The following is a 16,665-nucleotide window of genomic DNA, read 5'->3' on the forward strand; positions in this document are numbered from 1 at the left end:
CCGGCTCAGCCGAAGCTGAAGGTGAAGGCCGAAACTCCGGCGGAGTAGGTCAGCGTCATCGTTTTGCGTTCCTGGACGGTCTTGTCGACCAGTTGGTAGGCGTTCGGCGTACCGGAGACCTTGATGGTCTTGTCGGGCTCGCCGGGGATCGAGACCGTGACGGTGCCTTCGCCGGACAGGACGTGGAAGACCTTCGCGGCGTTGAAGTTCAGGCGAGCCTGTGAGCCCTTGGTGGAGGTGACGCTTTGGGTACCGACGGCCCAGTTGCCGCCGAGACTGAACGTGTCATTGGGCTGTTCGGGGTTGAGGCCGAAGGCAACGGTCTTGTTCGGGGTGAGCTTGCCGGTGCCTTGCAGGTTCGCCGAACGCGAGTAGCCCAAGTAGGTCTCGGGCGTGGTTCCAGCAGCGCCGATCGAGTCGGCCTTCACCGTGCCATCGACCGGAGCCGGGAGCTGGACGTTGGGGTTCGCGTCCTTGAGCAGCTGGCGGATCTGGTTCTCGGTCTGGTCGTAGCTACCCTCACCGAACTTGATCGAGCGGACAGTGCCGGTGGCGTCGACGAGGTATTTGGCCGGCCAGTACTGGTTGCGGTACTCCGTCCACGTCGCCAGGTTGTTGTCCTGGCCGACCGGATAGGTGATGCCTTCCTTGCGGATGGCGGCGTCGAGGTTGCCGGCGCTCTTCTCGAACGCGAACTCCGGCGAGTGGATGCCGACGATCTCCAGCCCGAGCGACTTGTACGCCTTGTTCCAGGCGAGCAGGTGCGGGGTGGCGCGCTGGCAGTTGATGCAGGAGTAGGCCCAGAAGTCGACCAGGACGACCTTGCCCTTGAGCTCAGCCAGGGTGGCCGGCTTGTCGCCGGGGGTGTTGAACCACTTCTGCGTCCCGGTGAACTCCGGCGCCGTACCACACATCGCCAGCTCGGCCGCACCCGGCGTGCACTTCGCCAGCTCCTGCCCACCCTGACCAAGCGCCGGAGCGAGCACCCCCTGAACCGTCTTGTTCTCGGCGACCTTCTTCTCGAGACCACTCGTGTACGACGGCAGCGAGCGCTGGATCACGTCGGTGATGTTGAAGGCCAGCGCGATCGCGAGCAGGATCATCACGATCCCGCCGCCGATCCGGAAGCCCTTCTGGTGATCGCGGTAGGCCTTCACCCGCTGCGAGATCCGCGAACCGGCCGACGCGAAGATCAGCAGCGGCAGCGCCGCACCGATCGCGAACGACACCGTCAGTACGACGGTCCGCCAGCCAACGTTGCCGGTGGCACCGGCCACGGTGATGGCGGCCAGCACCGGTCCCGCGCACGGGACGTACAGAGTGCCGAGCCCGAGACCGAGGACGAAGGCGCCGTTGTTGTTCTTGTTGATCTTCGGCAGCCGGTAGAACGGCTTCTCGATCCAGTGACCGAGCGCCGGGAAGATCAGGCCGAGGCCGACCAGCGTCAGGATGGTCAGGCCGCCCCAGCGCAGGAAGCTGTCGGGCAGACCGAGCGCGGACAGGATCACCGATCCGGTCAGCGTGAACAGACTGAAGCTGACCACGATCCCGCCGATGATCTTCAGTGGCCTGAAATCGCGCTTCGGCTTGGCGATCTCGACCTCTTCGACGAGGACGTCGCCCTCGGCTCGGGAGGTCTTGGCAGGAACGGTTTCCTTCTTACCGGCGGTGCCGGCGAAGAAGATGATCGGCAGCATCGGCAGGACACAGGGTGAGACACCGGTGATCAGCCCGCCCACCAATCCGATAAAGGCCAGCGTCAACATCAGGGTCACTCCCAGTGGAGAAGGGTTCGAGCGGTCTCCTCTACTTCGAGTCACGGCGGCCTGACGGATGGGTGAAGAGGCCTGCCGATCGGTTACGGCGCTCTTACTGCGGCTCGCTCCGGCGGCGGTGCGAAGTTTTTCGGGTTCGGACCTATCCGCCTGCTGGACCGCGCCGAATGGAGGGCGACCGTGGTTGTGATCCAGATCACAACAGATGCGACGGGTTCGCATCTGCACCTGATGTCGACGGGGCGGTCATGAGCAGGGAGGACAAGCATGAGTGACGCAACACGTCGCGGGTTCCTGGTGTTCGCGGGGGCGGGGACCGTGGCCGCGGCCGGGGCGCTCGCCGTACCGAAGATCTTCGACGAGCAGCCTGCCGATGCCGCGCCGCAGCTCGAGGCCGCGGATCTGCCGGACGCGGAGTCGTTCGTCGTCCACGTCAAGGACGTGCGGAAGGGCGAGATGGCGATCATGGTCGGCGAGCGCGAAGTGCTGATCACCGATCGCGAGCTCGCGACCCGGCTCGCCGGAGTGAGGACCGCCTGATGTCATCGCACCGCGAAGCCCCGGAGATCTCGAAGGACCCGGTTGCCGACAACACCGACGTCTACGCGTTCGTCAGCCCGGACAAGCCGGACACGGTGACGTTGATCGCCAACTTCATCCCGTTCCAGAACCCGTTCGGCGGGCCGAACTTCTACGAGTTCGGCGACGACGTGCTCTACCAGATCCACATCTCCAACGAAGGTGACGGCAAGGCGGACATCAGCTACCAGTTCCGCTTCCACGCCGAGATCCGGAACAAGAAGACCTTCCTGTACAACACCGGCCCGATCACCTCGATCAAGGACACCACCTGGAACCGGCCGCAGTACTACTCGGTGACCCGGGTCGAGAACGGCCGCTCCCGTGTTCTGGCCCGCAATCTGGCCGCGCCGCCGGTCAATGTCGGGATCCGCAGTACGCCGAACTATGCCAAGCTCGCGGGTGAGGCGATCCACACGTTCGGCACCAGCCGTAAGGTGTTCGCCGGTCAGCGCGCGGACGGGTTCTTCGCCGACCTGGGATCGATCTTCGACCTCGGCACGCTGCGTCCGTTCCAGGCCGCACACCTGATCCCGTCGGCCGCCGCGATGGGCGTCAACGGCTTGCAGGGCTCGAATGTGCACACGATCGCGCTCCAGGTCCCGATCACCGACCTGACGCGTGACGGCAAGAAGCCCACTGATGTGATGGACGCCAAGGCCGTCATCGGCGTCTACGCCTCGGCGAGCCGCCAGTCGTCCAAGATCTTCGACGACATCCTGGGCATTCCGGTGTGGCATGGTCCGTACAGGCAGGTTTCGCGGCTGGGGAACCCGTTGTTCAACGAGGTCATCGTGCCGATGGCCGAGAAGGACAAGTGGAACAGCCGGCCGCCGCACGAGGACAAGCGGTTCGCGCAGTACGTCACCAAGCCCGAGCTCGCGGGACTGCTGCCGGCGCTGTACCCGGGCGTGTTCCCGAATCTGGCGGCGTACAAGAAACCGCGTGCGGACCTGGCCGCGATCCTGCTGACCGGTATCCCGAAGGGCGTCGTACCGGGGTTCCAGAACTACACCGGCCCGGTTCAGGCCGACATGCTGCGGCTGAATGTCGCCGTACCGCCTGCGGCGAAGCCGAATCCGCTGGGTCTGGTGGCCGGCGATGCGGCCGGATTCCCCAACGGACGCAGGGTTTTCGACGATGTCGTCACGGTTGAGATTCGCGCGGTCGCCGGATTGACGATCCCGCTGGTCGATCCGTCGTACAAGCCTGATGGGGCCGCGTCGGCCGTTCAGGACGGTACGTCGAACACGAACTCCGACTATCTGAAGGTGTTCCCCTACCTCGGGACGCCGGGCGGGGGATACCAGTCGAAGCCGGGCGTCCCGGCCGCGTCATGACCAAGCCGCTCGCGAACGCCGAGGAGAATCCGCATGCGGGTAAGGGCTCGTCGGTCCTGCTCGACATCGGTGACGGTGTCGGCGCGATCGTGATCACGATGCCGGCCGAACTGGAAGACATCGAGATCGAACGCCGTCCAGTAGGTGCAACCGCCACCGAAGACCACGGCCACGGGCACGGCCATGGTCATGGGCATGGGCACGGGTTTCCGCACGTGGCGGTCGTTCCTCGGTCCTCACCCGAGGGCGAGATCGTCCACTCCGCCGTGTTCTTCGATGTTCCTGAGGGCAGCTACGAGCTGTACGTGATCCCTGACGGGCCAGTTCAGTTGACCGTCGATGTTGCCGGTGGTCGGGTCACCGAGGCCGACTGGCCGAGCTAGCACGAGAGGCGTGAAGCCGTCGGGAGTGGGCACAGGGGCCACGCCCGACGGCCGACGCTCGCCGACCATTCGTCGAGCTGCGGATCGGTCCCGCCTGACACCGAATGCCGAAGACCCGCGCCGACGACCGCGTCATCGTCCTCGGCTACTACCGCGGCCGCGCCCGTACCACCAACCGTCCTTACCAGGCTGCATTCGCTCACGACCTGACGATCACCGACGACTTGATTGCCCGTCTCACCCAAATCACCGATACAGACCTTGGTACGACGCCTGCGTAGCACCTGCCGGCCGCACCACCTCCTGATCGCCGGCTAGTCCTTCAGGCCGGCGTCGATGTCGGCGCTCATGACGTATTTCTGGAAGACGAGGTAGAGGGCGACGAGGGGGATCATCGAGAGGACGGAAGCGCCCAGGAGGACGGACCAGTTGACGTTCTCGGCGCCGACGATGGTGGCGACGCCGATCTGCAGGGTGTATTTGCTGGGGTCGTTCAGGACCACGAGCGGCCAGATGTAGTCGTTCCAGCGCCATTGGAAGGAGAAGATCGCCAGCGTCAGCATGATCGGGCGCGAGAGCGGCAGCATGATGCGGAACAAGGTGGAGAGCTCGCCGGAGCCGTCGATGCGGGCGGCCTCGAGGAGGTCGTTCGGGACGGTGAGGAAGAACTGGCGGAACATGAAGGTGCCGGTGGCGGTGATGACTGACGGTACGACGACGGCCGCGAGGCTGTTGTAGAGGCCGAGGTTGCGGACCACCAGGAACAGTGGGGCGAGGATGACCTCGCCGGGGAGCATGGTGGTGGCCAGGATGCAGAGGGTGAACGCCTTGACCCACCAGTTCTTGTACTTCGCCAGCGCGTAGCCACAGGCCGCGCTCGCGACGATGGTGAGCAGGGTCGCCGACACAGCCACGATGAGCGTGTTGACGAAGTAGTGCGCGACGTCGAAGCTCGTCCAGGCCTGGGTGAAGCCCTTGATCGTGGGGTGCTTGGGGAAGAACGTCAGGGGATAGGAGAACAGTTCGCCGGCCGGCTTGAACGAGCTGAGCAGGAACCAGAGGACCGGGACGCCGTACACGGCGACCATGAGCCACATGACCGCGGTCGCCCAGATCTTCTTGGGGAGTTCCCCAGTGGTGGTGGCGGCCATGTCAGGAGTCCTTCCGCCGGTTCAGGGCGAGCTGTACGAGCGCGATCACCATCAGGATCAGCAGCAGCACGAACGACGCGGCGCTGGCGTAGCCGATCTGCGCGCGCTGGAAGCCCTTGGTGTAGATGTACTGGACGAGCAGGTTGTTCGCCGTTCCCGGCCCGCCCGCGTTGATCGCCTGGATCAGCGCGTACTCCTTCATCGAACCCAGAACGCTCAGCAGTACGACGATGAAGGTGGTCGGCGCGATCGCCGGCAAGGTGATGTGGCGGAACTTGGCCCACGAGCCGGCGCCGTCGAGCGATGCCGCCTCGTAGTACGACGTCGGCACGTTCTTGATCGCGGCAACGAACAGCAGCATGTTGAAGGCGGTGCCGCCCCAGGCCGCCGCGATCACGACCACGAGCATCGACAGGTTCGCATTGGACTGCCAGGGCACTTCGCTGCCGCCGAGCGAGGTGATGAGGTAGTTGACGAGGCCGAAGTTCTCGCCGAACATCCAGCGCCAGATGACACCGGCGATGATCGGCGAGATCAGCCACGGCAGGAAGAAGATGACCCGCGCGACGGCCTTGCCCTTGGTGTAGTTCGTGACGAGCAGCACCGCCGTACTCAGAGAGAGCACGAGCGTCAGCGGTACGACGCCTGCCGTGAAGACCAAGGTCCGGGTCAACGCCGCGTAGAACGCGTCGTCCTGGAGGAGGCGCTGGTAGTTGTCCAGTCCGACGTACGGCGCCGTACCGATGCCGGTGTAGCTCGTGAACGAGTACAGCAGGCCGGTCACCGCCGGCCAGACGAAGAACGTGACGAACAGCAGCAGGTTGACCGAGATGAGTACCAGCGGCGCCGCGGTGTAGTGGTTCAGGCGGCGGCGCGGCCAGATTCCTTGCACCGGTGTCAGCCCAGCTGCGCGTTGAGGCCGTTGACGATGTTGTCGACGGTCTTCTGGACGTCCTGCTCGCCGTTGATGAACTTGGCGAGTTCGGCCTTGGTCGGGTCGTCCGCGGCGGCCTTGCCCTCGAGGAGCAGTTTGGTGCCGGCGGCCTGGCCGGAGGCCGAGATCGGGTCGGCGAGCTCGATCTCCTGGGTGTAGAGCGCGAAGCCGTCGAGCGCGGCCTGGGACTTGAAGGGGTACTTGAGCGTCAGTCCGGATTCGACCGGCAGGTAGCCGTTGGACTGCGCCAGCTTGGTGTAGTTGTCGCGCTCGAAGAGGAAGTCGACCCACTTCTTGGCGGCGGCCGCGGTGTCCTTGTTGTTGAAGGCAACGACCTTGCCGCCGAGGTTGATGTCGGTCGCGTGCACCGGACCCGGGGTCGGCGCGGCGGCCCAGTCGAAGCCGGTGATGCCGTCGGCGAAGTCAGGGACCTGCCAGACACCGGAGAAGTAGGCGACGACCTGCCCGCTCTTGAACAGCGCGTTCGGGTCGGCTCCCGAGGTCCAGACCGACTTCGGCATCACCTTGTTGTCGTTCATCGCCTTGAACTTGGTCAGCGCGTCGACGGTCGCGGCGTCCGGCGTCTGGTATTTGCCGTCGGCACCGAGCTGGAAACCCTTGCCGCCGTTGTTGTAGATGAAGGCCCGGATCCGCGCCGCCGAGTTGTCGTAGACCAGGTCGTACTTGGCGCCGGTCGCGGTGCGGACCTTCGACGCGGCGGCGAGGAACTCGTCCCAGGTCCAGGTCTTGGCAGGATCGGTCGGTACGGCGATGCCCGCCTTCGTGAACAGGGTCTTGTTCACGAACAGCCCGGCCGCGGTGAGGTCGGACGGGATGGCGAGCACCTTGCCGTCCTGCTCGGTGACCAGGTCCTTGCGGATCTTGTTGGTCTCGTTGTTCGCGGTCGCGCTCAGATCCTGGAGCTGGTTGATCCACAAGGTGTCGAGCGAGGGCACGCTGGCGACATCCGGCAACGAGTTGGCCTGGGCGGACTGCCGGAGCTTGTCCTGGTAGCCGTCGTACGGCTGGTTCACGACCTCGACGGTGATGCCCTCCTTGGCCTGGAACTCCTTGGCCAGGTCGGTGTACCCCTGGATCTGCGCAGCCGTCGACAGCCAGAAGGTGATCTTCTTCGCGTCGCCGGAGCCCGAGTCACCGGAGCCGGAACCACAAGCGGTCAACGCCATCGCGGCCGCCACGCCTACCGTCAGCCACCGCCACCGCCGAAGCGAACCGCTCATCGTTTTCTCCTTGTGCTCCGTGCCGCCGGGGTAGGCGACGGTCGGACGCTAGGAGGCAAGCGCTTACCGCGTCAAGAGGAAATGGTGTATCGATATACATTTAAGTCCTGACATAAGTCCCTGGAGCGTGAGGATGCCACGATGGACAAAGATTTCCTGGGGTTGCTGACGACTGCCGGTACGGCGCAGATCGCCCGCCTGCTGCGGTCCCAGCAGCCCGTCGGTGCCGAGCCCAGACGGGTCGGAAGGGAGGTCCGGCGGCTGGTGGCCGGCTACGTGGGGGAGTCGTCGTACGGCGATGATCCGGCGGTTCTGGAGCGATTGCAGCTGCTGTCCGGGCAGCTCGCTGCCTGGCAGCACGCGGACGGGACCTACGACATCGGCAACCTGCACTCGCCGCCCGATACGGCCTTCCTGATCCAGGATCTGTGTGTGGTCTGGGAGTTGCTCGACCGCGCGGAAGACGCGGCGACGGCGCCGCTCCGGTCGGAGATCCACGGGATCCTGCAGAAGGCCGGCCCGGCGCTGGCGAGCGGTGGTGTGCACACGCCGAATCACCGGTGGGAGGTGTCGGCGGCGCTGGCGCGGATCAATCACATCCTCCCTGACCAGCGGTACGTCGACCGGATCGACGAGTGGCTGGCCGAGGGCATCGATGCCGGGCCGGACGGGATCTACAGCGAGCGGAGTGCGATCTACGCGGCCGCGGTGACGAATCCCTCGCTGCTGACGATCGCCTGGCGGCAGGATCGCCCCGAGCTGATCGAGTTCGTCCGGCGCAACCTGGAAGCAACCCTGTACCTGCTGGAGCCGAACGGTGAGGTGGACGTGATCGCGTCCCGCCGGCAGGACCAGTTTCAGATCCGCGACGTCTCGGAGTACCTGCTCCAGTTTCGTGAGTTGGCGCTCCTGGACGGCGACGGCAGGTTTGCTGCGGTCGCGCAGGACATCGAGCGTCGCGGTGCCGGGGAATTGGGTGACTGTCTGGCCGAGGTGCTCGAGCGCCCCGAGCTGGCCGCCGCACTACCGCAGGCGACGGAGTTGCCGACGGACTTCGTCAAGGAGTTCCCGTCCCAGGCGTCGGTGCGGATCCGGCGGGGGACTCGGACGGCGACGGTCTTCGGCGGAACCGATCTCCCCGACTTGCCGGTGATCGCTTCCGGTCTCTCCGTCAATCCGACGTTCTTCAAGGTGCGCCACGGGGATGCGATCCTCGACTCCGTCCGGCTCGCACCGCAGTTCTTCGGCACGGGGCATTTCCACAGCGAGTACCTGCGCCGGTGGTCGCCATCCGTGGTCGAGCTCGGCGCCGAGGTCGCGGTGCCGTACTACCAGCCGTTGCCGCCGGAGCGCCGTACCGCCGACGGCCGGTACGCGTTGACGCCGGACGGCCGCTTCTACGCGTCCATGGCCTTCGATCAACGGCCGAGGGATTACCGGGCGTTGCGGACCGCGATCACTGTGGCCGAGGTCGAGAACGGGTTCGACCTGACCTTCGAGCTGGCCGGGTCCGAGGCGCCGTACGCGATGGAGCTCTGTTTCCGACCGGGCGGAGTGCTGTCGGGGGTCGAGACGATCGATGGCTTCGGCAACTACCAGCTGGAGTCCGGTACCGGGGTCTACGCCGTGGGCAACGATCGGATCGAGTTCGGTCCCGGTTCGGGTACGGCGCGGGTGGTGATGGATCCCGGCGAGCGGTACCGGATGCTCAACGGCACGCTCGTCCCCGACGGGCTGCGTGTCTACCTGACCGGCTGCGCTCCGGGCCGGCAGAGACTCGAGATCAGAACGGCATAACGGTCCTTGACCAAGGCGTTGTTACCGCGAACACTGGCGTGTGGCGCATGTACGCAGCAACCAGGGGGTTCGGATTGACCGGCGGTAGGCAAGCGAGCTTGACCGATGTCGCGGACCTCGCGGGCGTGTCGCACATGACAGTGTCGCGGGTGGTCAACAAGACCGGTCCGGTGAGCGCGGCGACCCGGGCCAAGGTGCTCGCGGCCGTGGAGAAACTGAGCTACCGACCCAATTCGGCCGCTCGTGCCCTGGTGACCGGCAAGTCCGGCATTCTCGGCGTGGTCACGCTGGACTCGACCCTCTACGGCCCGGCCAGCACGCTGTACGGCATCGAGCATGCGGCGCGGGAAGCGGGCTACTCGGTCACGATCACCAGCGTCGGTACGCCGAACAGTTCGGCGATCGCGGAGGCGATCGAGACGCTTCGCCGGCTGGCGGTGGAGGGCATCGTGGTGATCGCGCCGCACGCGGCCGCGAGCAAGTCACTGGAGGTTGCGCCGCGTGACATCCCACTGGTCGCAGTGGGCGGCGGGCAAGAAGCGCCGGTTCCGATGATCGCCGTCGATCAGGCCGACGGCGCGCGCCGCGCCGTCGAGCACCTGCTCGCTCTTGGTCACAAGACCGTCTGGCACGTGGCCGGGCCGGTCGACTGGCTCGAGGCCCAGGATCGCGAAAAAGCCTGGCGGCAGACTCTGAAGCGGCACCGTGTCCGGGCACCGCGCATCGTCCGCGGTGACTGGAGCTCTCGGTCCGGCTACGCCGCGGGCCAGGCGCTGGCTCGTGAGAAGGACCTGACCGCGGTGTTCGTGGCCAACGACCAGATGGCGCTCGGTCTGCTGCGCGCCTTCGCCGAAGCCGGGATCGCGGTGCCGAAGGACGTGCACGTCGTCGGCTTCGACGACGTCCCCGAGGCGGCCTATTTCAGCCCGCCGCTGACCACGGTCCGGCAGGACTTCATCGAGGTCGGCCGCCGGACGTTCCGCCAGTTGGCCGAGCAGATCGACGGCGGTGAGCCCGCCGCTCGCGACCTCGTCCCCGCCGAGTTGATCGTCCGGGAGAGCACCGGACCTCGGTAGCCAGGTCTTGACGGACCGCGTTCGCTCGGCCACAGTACCAGGACTGTTAACGCTAACATCCTGGTGAGGTCTCCGTGAAGCTCAGCATCCTCCACGCAGCGACCGCAGTTCTGGCTCTCCTTGGTGGGCAGCTCCTGTTGCCCGGCGTGCACGCGGCCGCCGACGACGCCCCGGCGCCGTACGCCGGTTATGTCTTCGCCTACTTCACCGGCAACTCGATCGCGGAGGAGAAGATCTCCTTCGCGGCCAGCCGTGGCAACACCGCGCTCAAGTGGGACGAACTCAACAACGGTCGGCCGGTGATCGAGTCCACGAAGGGCACGCTCGGGCTGCGCGATCCGTTCCTGATCCGGTCTCCTGGTGGTGACCGGTTCTTCCTGATCGCCACCGACCTGTCGATCGGCCGCAACGGCGACTGGGACGCCGCGCAGCGCCACGGCAGTCGCTACTTGGAGGTCTGGGAGTCCACCGATCTGGTCACCTGGTCGGAGCAGCGCCATGTGCTGGTCTCGCCGGAGACGGCAGGCAACACGTGGGCGCCCGAGGCCTACTGGGACGAGGAACTCCAGTCGTACGTCGTGTTCTGGGCCTCGAAGCTGTACGCCGCCGACGATCCCGGGCACACCGGTTCGACGTACAACCGGATGCTCTATGCAACGACTCGCGACTTCCGGACCTTCAGCGCGCCCGCGATCTGGCAGGACCGCGGTGAGTCCCGCATCGACTCGACGGTGATCAAGGAGAACGGCGCCTACTACCGCTTCACCAAGGACGAGGGCGGTGGTGGCACCGGGTGCTCGGACATCATCCAGGAGAAGTCCTCGTCCCTGACCGCGGTCGACCTGCCGGGCCAGCCGGCCTGGGCGATGCAGGACTCGTGTATCGGGAGAGATGCGGGGACGTCGGCGGTCGAAGGGCCGACAGTCTTCAAGTCCAACCCGGGTGACACTTCTGGTTCCAAGTACAACCTGTTCGTCGACGAGTACGGCGGCCGCGGGTACATCCCGCTCGGCACGAACGACCTCGAAGCCCCGAACTGGAAGGTCCCACCGAAGTACTCGCTGCCCGCCAGCCCGCGCCACGGCACCGTGCTACCAGTCACGCAGGCCGAACTCGACCGGCTGCGCGACGGCATCGTCCTGCCGTCCCCGGTGCAGGCGGATGCGAACGGACTCGTCGCGCACTACCCGCTCAACCAGACCAGCGGTACCAAGGCAACCGACGTGACAGGTCACGGGTACGACGGTGTGGTGGCCGGCGACGCGAGTTGGGCTGACGGCGCACTCACTCTCGGTGGTACCAACGGCCATGTGAAGCTCCCCGACAACCTGATGGCCGGGCTTGGTGCGATCACGGTGTCGACCCGAGTCTGGATCGATCCCGGGCAGGCGACGCCGTACTTCCTCTGGGGGCTCGGCAATACCGCGAACGACATCGGCAACGGCTATCTGTTCACGACCGGCGATTCCTACCGTACGTCGATTGCCACCGGCAACTGGTCGACCGAGCAGACCGCTTCCGCGTCGAGCGCCGTACCGCGGGGAGTCTGGAAGGCGCTCACCTACACCCTCACGCCACAAGGCGTTGCGACGATCTATCTCGACGGAGTCCAGGTCGGTCAGAAGACCGGGGTCACCATCGACCCGGGTGACATCGGCGGCGGCCGGACGACGGCCAACTACCTTGGCCGTTCGGTGTACACCTCCGACAAGTATCTGAAGGGCAAAGTGCGCGACTTCCGGATCTACAACCGGGCCCTCTCGGCGTCCGAGATCAGGGACGCGGATGCCGATCCGCACGCGATCCTCGGCGTCGAACTGGACAGCCTCAAGGTGCCCGCGGTGATCGACGATGCGTCGTCCACCGTGACGTTGCCAGTCGTCCCGGGAACGGATCTCCGCAAGCTGGCACCGGCGTTCAAGCTGGTCTCCACCTCGAAGATCTCGCCGACCGGCAGCGTCGACCTCACCGCGCCCAAGACCTTCATCGTGAAGGCCAAGGATCGGACCATGCGGGCCTGGAAGGTCAAGGCCGTCGAGATGCACTCACCGGTGCTGCCGGGCTACAACGCCGACCCGAACATCGCCGTCTTCGGCGACACCTACTACCTCTATGTGACCAGCGACGGGTTCCCCGGCTGGGGAGGTAAGGACTTCTATGTCTGGAAGTCCAAGAACCTCAGGGACTGGAAGCGGTCGGCGAAACCGTTCCTGACCCTCGATGGCGCGAACGGCAACGTCCCTTGGGCGAGTGGGAACGCGTGGGCACCGACGATCATCGAGCGCGGTGGCAAGTACTACTTCTACTTCTCGGGGCACAACCCGACGTACAACCGCAAGACGATCGGCGTCGCGGTCGCCGACAGCCCAGAGGGCCCGTTCACCGCGCAGCCGACCGCGATGATCCTCAACAACGAGACGGTCACGTCGGGTCAGGCGATCGACCCGGCCGCGTTCCGCGATCCCCGGACGGGAAAGTACTACCTGTTCTGGGGCAACGGCTCGCCGGTGTACGCCGAGTTGAGTGCGGACATGTTGACGATCAAGCCGGAGACGCTGAAGCCGATCAGCGGCCTGACCAGCTTCCGCGAAGGAGCCTTCGTCAACTACCGGCAGGGCCTCTATCACCTGACCTACTCGATCGACGACACCGGTTCACCCAACTACCGGGTGGGGTACGCGACCTCGAAGAGCGTCGACGGACCGTGGACCTACCGCGGCGTCATCCTCGAGAAGGATCCAGCGCAGGGAATCCTCGCGACCGGACATCACTCGATCATCCAGATTCCCGGCACCGACGACTGGTACGTCGCCTATCACCGCTTCGGCATGCCCGGCGGCGACGGCCAGCACCGCGAGACCACGATCGACCGGCTGACCTTCGCCACCGACGGCACGATGAGGAAGGTCAAGCCGACCCTGACCAGCATCACCCCAACCCTTGTCCCCCGACGCTAACCACAGCCCGGTGATCCCCGTCGCCGCTGCGCACTCGAGTGGAGCAACCGTGTCGTTGGAAACCCTTTACCGGCAACACGGTTCGCACACTCGCTGACCCACTCACCACATTCGCACGGTGGCTCCACTCGCGCCGCACGGTGGTTCCACTCGCGCTGCGCGGTGGTTCCACTCGCGGGGCGGGGTGAGCCCACTCGCGGGGCGGGGTGGGCCCACTCGCGGTGCATGGTGGGTTCGGTGGCGGATTGGGGGAGCACTGAGTTCGGGTTAGAGGTCGGTGGGGCCGAGGTCTGGGGTGGGGGTGAAGCGGGCGGTGGTGTCGGCGAGGGGGTCCAGTTCGAGGATGACGAGTTCGTTGGTGCCGGGACGGAGGACGGGTTCGGGGATGTAGAGGGTGTGTTGGGGTCCGCGGCGCCAGTAGCGGCCGAGGCAGAAGCCGTTGACCCAGGCGAATCCCTTGCCCCAGGCATCGGTTCGCAGGAAGAGATCGGTGGGATCCTCGAGCACGAAGGGGGTTCGGTAGGCAGTCGGCCCGACGCCGGGCGCGGATGGCAGGGTGGACTTCCATAGCTCCGGTACGGCGTTGAGGTCGATCGTCAGCGTCTGCCAGGTGGCGGGCGTGGTCGTGCCGACGTGGAGCGGCCCGATGAGACCCTTCGGTTCGCCGATGCGGGGGCCGTAGTTGACGCGGCCCTGGTCCTCGACGATCAGATCGAGGCGGCCGCGTCCGCGCGGGAGCGTGATCGCGCGGTCGTGGTCCTCGCGGCTGAGGACGCCGATCGGGTCGTCGTCGAGGAAGACGTGCGCGCGGTCGCGGACCTCGCCGAGTTGCAGGATCGCGGGGCCGTCGAGGTCGAGTTCGGTGCGGCACAAGGCGAACTGGGCATCCAGGTCGTCCAGAGTTGGGAGTCGGTCGTGTGTGCGCCAGGTACCCCAGCTGTCCGGCCGGTCCAGCAGCCGGATCGGTTCGCCGAGGGTCGCGGTGAACTCCAGCGTGGGCGAGTGCGGCTCGAGGTCGGGCAGCGGCGGGACCGGTGCGTGCCGAGCGATGACGTCGCGGAACGCGTGGAACTTCGCCGTCGGCCGCCCGGCCTCGTCGAGAGGTGCGTCGTAGTCGTACGACGTGACCGTCGGCCGATAGACGCCCTTGTCATTGGCGCCATTGGTCAACCCGAAGTTGGTGCCGCCATGGAACATGTAGATGTTCACCGACGCGCCCGCAGTCAGGAGCGCGTCCAGCTCGGCGGCCGCCTCGGTGGCGGAGGTGGTGTGGTGTGGTCCGCCCCAGTAGTCGAACCAGCCGTCCCAGAACTCCATACACATCAACGGACCGGTCGGTTGGTGGTCCCGCAGTGTCGCCAGGCGCTCGACACTGCGGGACCCGAACGAACCGGTCCGCAGTACGCCGTCGATCCCGCCGGCGACGAGCATCTCGTCCTCCGGCTGGTCGACGGTGACCAGCGGCACCGTGATGCCCTCGGTCCGGAACAGCTCGACCAGCCATTTCAGGTACGTCGAATCGTTGCCGAAGGCACCGTATTCGTTCTCCACCTGTACCAGCAGGACCGGACCGCCTCCATCCCCATTCGACTCAGTGACCTGCAGGGGGCGGACGATCCGCAGTACCTCGCTCAGGTACTCGCCGACCGCGGCGAGGTACTGCGGTTCGTGCCGGCGAACCCCCACTCCTGGCTGCCGGAAAAGCCAGGCGGGGAGGCCGCCGTTGTCCCACTCGGCGCAGATGTACGGGCCGGGCCGGACGATCGCGTGCAGACCCGCTTCGGCCACCCGGCGCAGGAACAGCTCGAGGTCGAGCGTCCCGCTGGTGTCGAAGACACCGCGCCGGGGTGAGTGCGCGTTCCACGGCACGTAGGTCTCGATGGTGTTGAGACCCATCAGCCGTGCCTTCTCGATCCGGTCGGCCCACTGGTCCGGATGGATCCGGAAGTAGTGCAGCGCACCGGACAGGATCCGGAAGGGCCGGCCGTCGAGCAGGAACTCGGACTCACCGATCGCGAAGTATGACATATCTCCCTCAGCTAGTTGTTGTGGCTTGTCAACCGTTGACCTGCCTCAGCCGTTGACAGTGAAGCCTTGCTGGTTGCCGTAGGCCACCAGCGCGTCCTGCCAGGCCTTCAAGCCGTCGTCGAGACTGGACTTCGCTTGATACGACTTGCCCACGGTGTCACCGAAGATGCTGTTGGCATAGAGCTGGTACGGCAGGTAGCTCCAGCCTGGAGCCACCGTGCTCGCCGCGCCGGTGAGTACCTGGTTGATCTCCTGACCGCCGAAGTACGCGCTCTTCTTGCCGACGAACTCGGGCGCCTTGAGGTCGGCCGTGGTGGCCGGGAAACCACCGCTGGCCAGGAACGTCTTCACGCCGTCACCGTTGTTGAGCCAGCGGACGAACGCGGCTGCGAGCGCCGGGTTCTGGCTCTGCTTGAGAACGGCCTGGGTGCTGCCGCCGTTCTCCGCCGTCACCGGCTGCCCGTCGTACGTCGGCATCGGGGCGACCCGCCATTTGCCGGCACCAGCCTTGACCGAGGCCTCCATCACGCCGGGCATCCAGGCGCCGGTGGGCAGGGTGGCGATCGTGCCGTCCCCGAGCCCCTTGAACCAGGCGTCGGACCAGCCGGGGATGCTGGACACGAGTCCACCCTGGACCAGCTGGTTCCACTCGGCGGTCCACTTCTTGGAGCCGTCGTCGGCCAGGTTGATGGTGACGCTCTTGCCGTTCGTGCTGAACGGCTTGCCGCCGGCCTGCCAGATCATGCTGGTGGTGAACCCGGCGTCACCACTGTCGTTGGTGATGTACTTCTTCGGGTCGGCCTGGTGCAGCTTCTTCCCCGCCGCGACGTACTCGTCCCAGGTCTTCGGCACGGTCAGCCCGTACTTGTCGAAGACCTCCTTGTTGTAGAACAAGGCCATCGGGCCCGAGTCCTGCGGCAGCCCGAACAGACCCTCGCCGGCGTGCACCGCGGCCCAGGTCGACGGCGTGTACGCCGATTGGAACTGGTCGAAACCGTACTGGCGCAGGTCGACGAGTGAGCCGGGCAGCGCGAACTGCGGCAATGCCTGGTACTCGACCTGGGCGACGTCGGGCGCACCCGAGCCGGCCTTGATCGTGTTCTGCAGCTTGGTGTAGTGGTCGTTGCCGGTCCCGGCATTGACGTAGTTCACCTTGACGTTCGGATAGGCCTTCTCGAACGCGGCGACCTGGGCCTGGGCGGACGGCGTCCAGCTCCAGTAGGTGATCGTGCCGCCCTTCTTGAGCGCCTCGTCCACCGCGGCGGGGGAGCCCTGCTGCTTGCTGTCGCCTCCGCTGCCGGAGTCGTTGCCCGAACCGCAGGCTGCCAGGACCAGCGACAGCGCCGCGATCGTCGCGCCGGCGACCACCAGCCGGCGTCGTTGGAATGATTTCATGACGTTCCC

At 66.2% G+C, this 16,665-nt stretch carries 13 protein-coding genes; 7 read left to right on the top strand and 6 right to left on the bottom strand.

Annotated elements, in window-relative coordinates:
- Positions 1-5: 5 nt before the first annotated feature.
- The gene (locus ACFVWG_RS25725; RefSeq protein ID WP_391545956.1) at positions 6-1,766 is read right to left on the bottom strand and encodes a cytochrome c biogenesis protein CcdA; all 1,761 of its coding nucleotides are present in this window, start codon (positions 1,764-1,766) and stop codon (positions 6-8) included.
- A 276-nt stretch (positions 1,767-2,042) separates the two neighbouring features.
- Here ACFVWG_RS25725 and ACFVWG_RS25730 point away from each other — a divergent pair, with 276 nt between their 5' ends.
- From ACFVWG_RS25730 to ACFVWG_RS25745, 4 genes are all read left to right on the top strand, one after another.
- On the top strand, positions 2,043-2,315 hold the full coding sequence (locus ACFVWG_RS25730; RefSeq protein WP_391545957.1) for a twin-arginine translocation signal domain-containing protein: 273 nt from the start codon (positions 2,043-2,045) through the stop codon (positions 2,313-2,315).
- Positions 2,315-3,694 carry a DUF4331 domain-containing protein gene (locus ACFVWG_RS25735; RefSeq protein WP_391545958.1) on the top strand — a complete coding sequence of 460 codons (1,380 nt, stop codon included), beginning with the start codon at positions 2,315-2,317 and terminating at the stop codon, positions 3,692-3,694. The genes ACFVWG_RS25730 and ACFVWG_RS25735 overlap by 1 nt, the downstream gene beginning before the upstream one ends.
- On the top strand, positions 3,691-4,077 hold the full coding sequence (locus ACFVWG_RS25740; protein ID WP_391545959.1) for a hypothetical protein: 387 nt from the start codon (positions 3,691-3,693) through the stop codon (positions 4,075-4,077). Before ACFVWG_RS25735 ends, ACFVWG_RS25740 begins: the two co-directional genes overlap by 4 nt.
- A gap of 104 nt (positions 4,078-4,181) precedes the next feature.
- A complete protein-coding gene (locus tag ACFVWG_RS25745) occupies positions 4,182-4,358 on the top strand; it encodes a hypothetical protein (RefSeq protein WP_391545960.1) in 177 nt (58 codons plus the stop codon).
- A gap of 33 nt (positions 4,359-4,391) precedes the next feature.
- Here the strand turns inward: ACFVWG_RS25745 and ACFVWG_RS25750 are convergent, their stop codons facing one another.
- From ACFVWG_RS25750 to ACFVWG_RS25760, 3 genes are read right to left on the bottom strand one after another with little or no spacing between them, the layout of a single operon-like run.
- Positions 4,392-5,228: a carbohydrate ABC transporter permease gene (locus ACFVWG_RS25750; protein WP_391545961.1), complete on the bottom strand. Its 837-nt coding sequence runs from the start codon at positions 5,226-5,228 to the stop codon at positions 4,392-4,394.
- 1 nt (position 5,229) lies between these two features.
- Complete coding sequence (locus ACFVWG_RS25755) at positions 5,230-6,120, bottom strand: carbohydrate ABC transporter permease (protein ID WP_391545962.1); 891 nt, start codon at positions 6,118-6,120, stop codon at positions 5,230-5,232.
- A 5-nt stretch (positions 6,121-6,125) separates the two neighbouring features.
- Positions 6,126-7,403, bottom strand: coding sequence for an ABC transporter substrate-binding protein (locus tag ACFVWG_RS25760; RefSeq protein ID WP_391545963.1), 1,278 nt, complete (start codon positions 7,401-7,403; stop codon positions 6,126-6,128).
- A 141-nt stretch (positions 7,404-7,544) separates the two neighbouring features.
- On the opposite strand from ACFVWG_RS25760, the gene ACFVWG_RS25765 reads away from it, so the two are divergent.
- The 3 genes from ACFVWG_RS25765 to ACFVWG_RS25775 all read left to right on the top strand — a co-directional run bounded on the left by ACFVWG_RS25765 (position 7,545) and on the right by ACFVWG_RS25775 (position 13,233).
- The gene (locus ACFVWG_RS25765; RefSeq protein ID WP_391545964.1) at positions 7,545-9,200 is read left to right on the top strand and encodes a hypothetical protein; all 1,656 of its coding nucleotides are present in this window, start codon (positions 7,545-7,547) and stop codon (positions 9,198-9,200) included.
- A 98-nt stretch (positions 9,201-9,298) separates the two neighbouring features.
- Positions 9,299-10,276: a LacI family DNA-binding transcriptional regulator gene (locus ACFVWG_RS25770; protein ID WP_391545965.1), complete on the top strand. Its 978-nt coding sequence runs from the start codon at positions 9,299-9,301 to the stop codon at positions 10,274-10,276.
- Positions 10,277-10,350: 74 nt separating this feature from the next.
- A complete protein-coding gene (locus ACFVWG_RS25775; protein ID WP_391545966.1) occupies positions 10,351-13,233 on the top strand; it encodes a family 43 glycosylhydrolase in 2,883 nt (960 codons plus the stop codon).
- Positions 13,234-13,500: 267 nt separating this feature from the next.
- Here ACFVWG_RS25775 and ACFVWG_RS25780 read toward each other — a convergent pair whose 3' ends face one another.
- Entirely contained in the window at positions 13,501-15,261 is a 1,761-nt protein-coding gene (locus ACFVWG_RS25780; RefSeq protein ID WP_391545967.1) for a beta-galactosidase family protein, read from the bottom strand.
- Between the two features lie 45 nt (positions 15,262-15,306).
- Positions 15,307-16,656, bottom strand: a complete 1,350-nt coding sequence (locus ACFVWG_RS25785) for an ABC transporter substrate-binding protein (protein WP_391545968.1) — start codon at positions 16,654-16,656, stop codon at positions 15,307-15,309.
- Positions 16,657-16,665: the final 9 nt, after the last annotated feature.

Source organism: Kribbella sp. NPDC058245 (genome assembly GCF_042882005.1).
In the GTDB taxonomy this organism is placed as follows: domain Bacteria; phylum Actinomycetota; class Actinomycetes; order Propionibacteriales; family Kribbellaceae; genus Kribbella.

What these genes read in the sequence shown, in the direction of transcription:
- ACFVWG_RS25735 (WP_391545958.1), top strand. Translation starts at nt 2,315, where the DNA reads ATGTCATCGCACCGCGAAGCCCCGGAGATCTCGAAGGACCCGGTTGCC.
- ACFVWG_RS25785 (WP_391545968.1), bottom strand. Translation starts at nt 16,656, where the DNA reads ATGAAATCATTCCAACGACGCCGGCTGGTGGTCGCCGGCGCGACGATC.
- ACFVWG_RS25760 (WP_391545963.1), bottom strand. Translation starts at nt 7,403, where the DNA reads ATGAGCGGTTCGCTTCGGCGGTGGCGGTGGCTGACGGTAGGCGTGGCG.
- ACFVWG_RS25780 (WP_391545967.1), bottom strand. Translation starts at nt 15,261, where the DNA reads ATGTCATACTTCGCGATCGGTGAGTCCGAGTTCCTGCTCGACGGCCGG.
- ACFVWG_RS25765 (WP_391545964.1), top strand. Translation starts at nt 7,545, where the DNA reads ATGGACAAAGATTTCCTGGGGTTGCTGACGACTGCCGGTACGGCGCAG.
- ACFVWG_RS25730 (WP_391545957.1), top strand. Translation starts at nt 2,043, where the DNA reads ATGAGTGACGCAACACGTCGCGGGTTCCTGGTGTTCGCGGGGGCGGGG.
- ACFVWG_RS25745 (WP_391545960.1), top strand. Translation starts at nt 4,182, where the DNA reads ATGCCGAAGACCCGCGCCGACGACCGCGTCATCGTCCTCGGCTACTAC.
- ACFVWG_RS25725 (WP_391545956.1), bottom strand. Translation starts at nt 1,766, where the DNA reads ATGTTGACGCTGGCCTTTATCGGATTGGTGGGCGGGCTGATCACCGGT.
- ACFVWG_RS25750 (WP_391545961.1), bottom strand. Translation starts at nt 5,228, where the DNA reads ATGGCCGCCACCACCACTGGGGAACTCCCCAAGAAGATCTGGGCGACC.
- ACFVWG_RS25740 (WP_391545959.1), top strand. Translation starts at nt 3,691, where the DNA reads ATGACCAAGCCGCTCGCGAACGCCGAGGAGAATCCGCATGCGGGTAAG.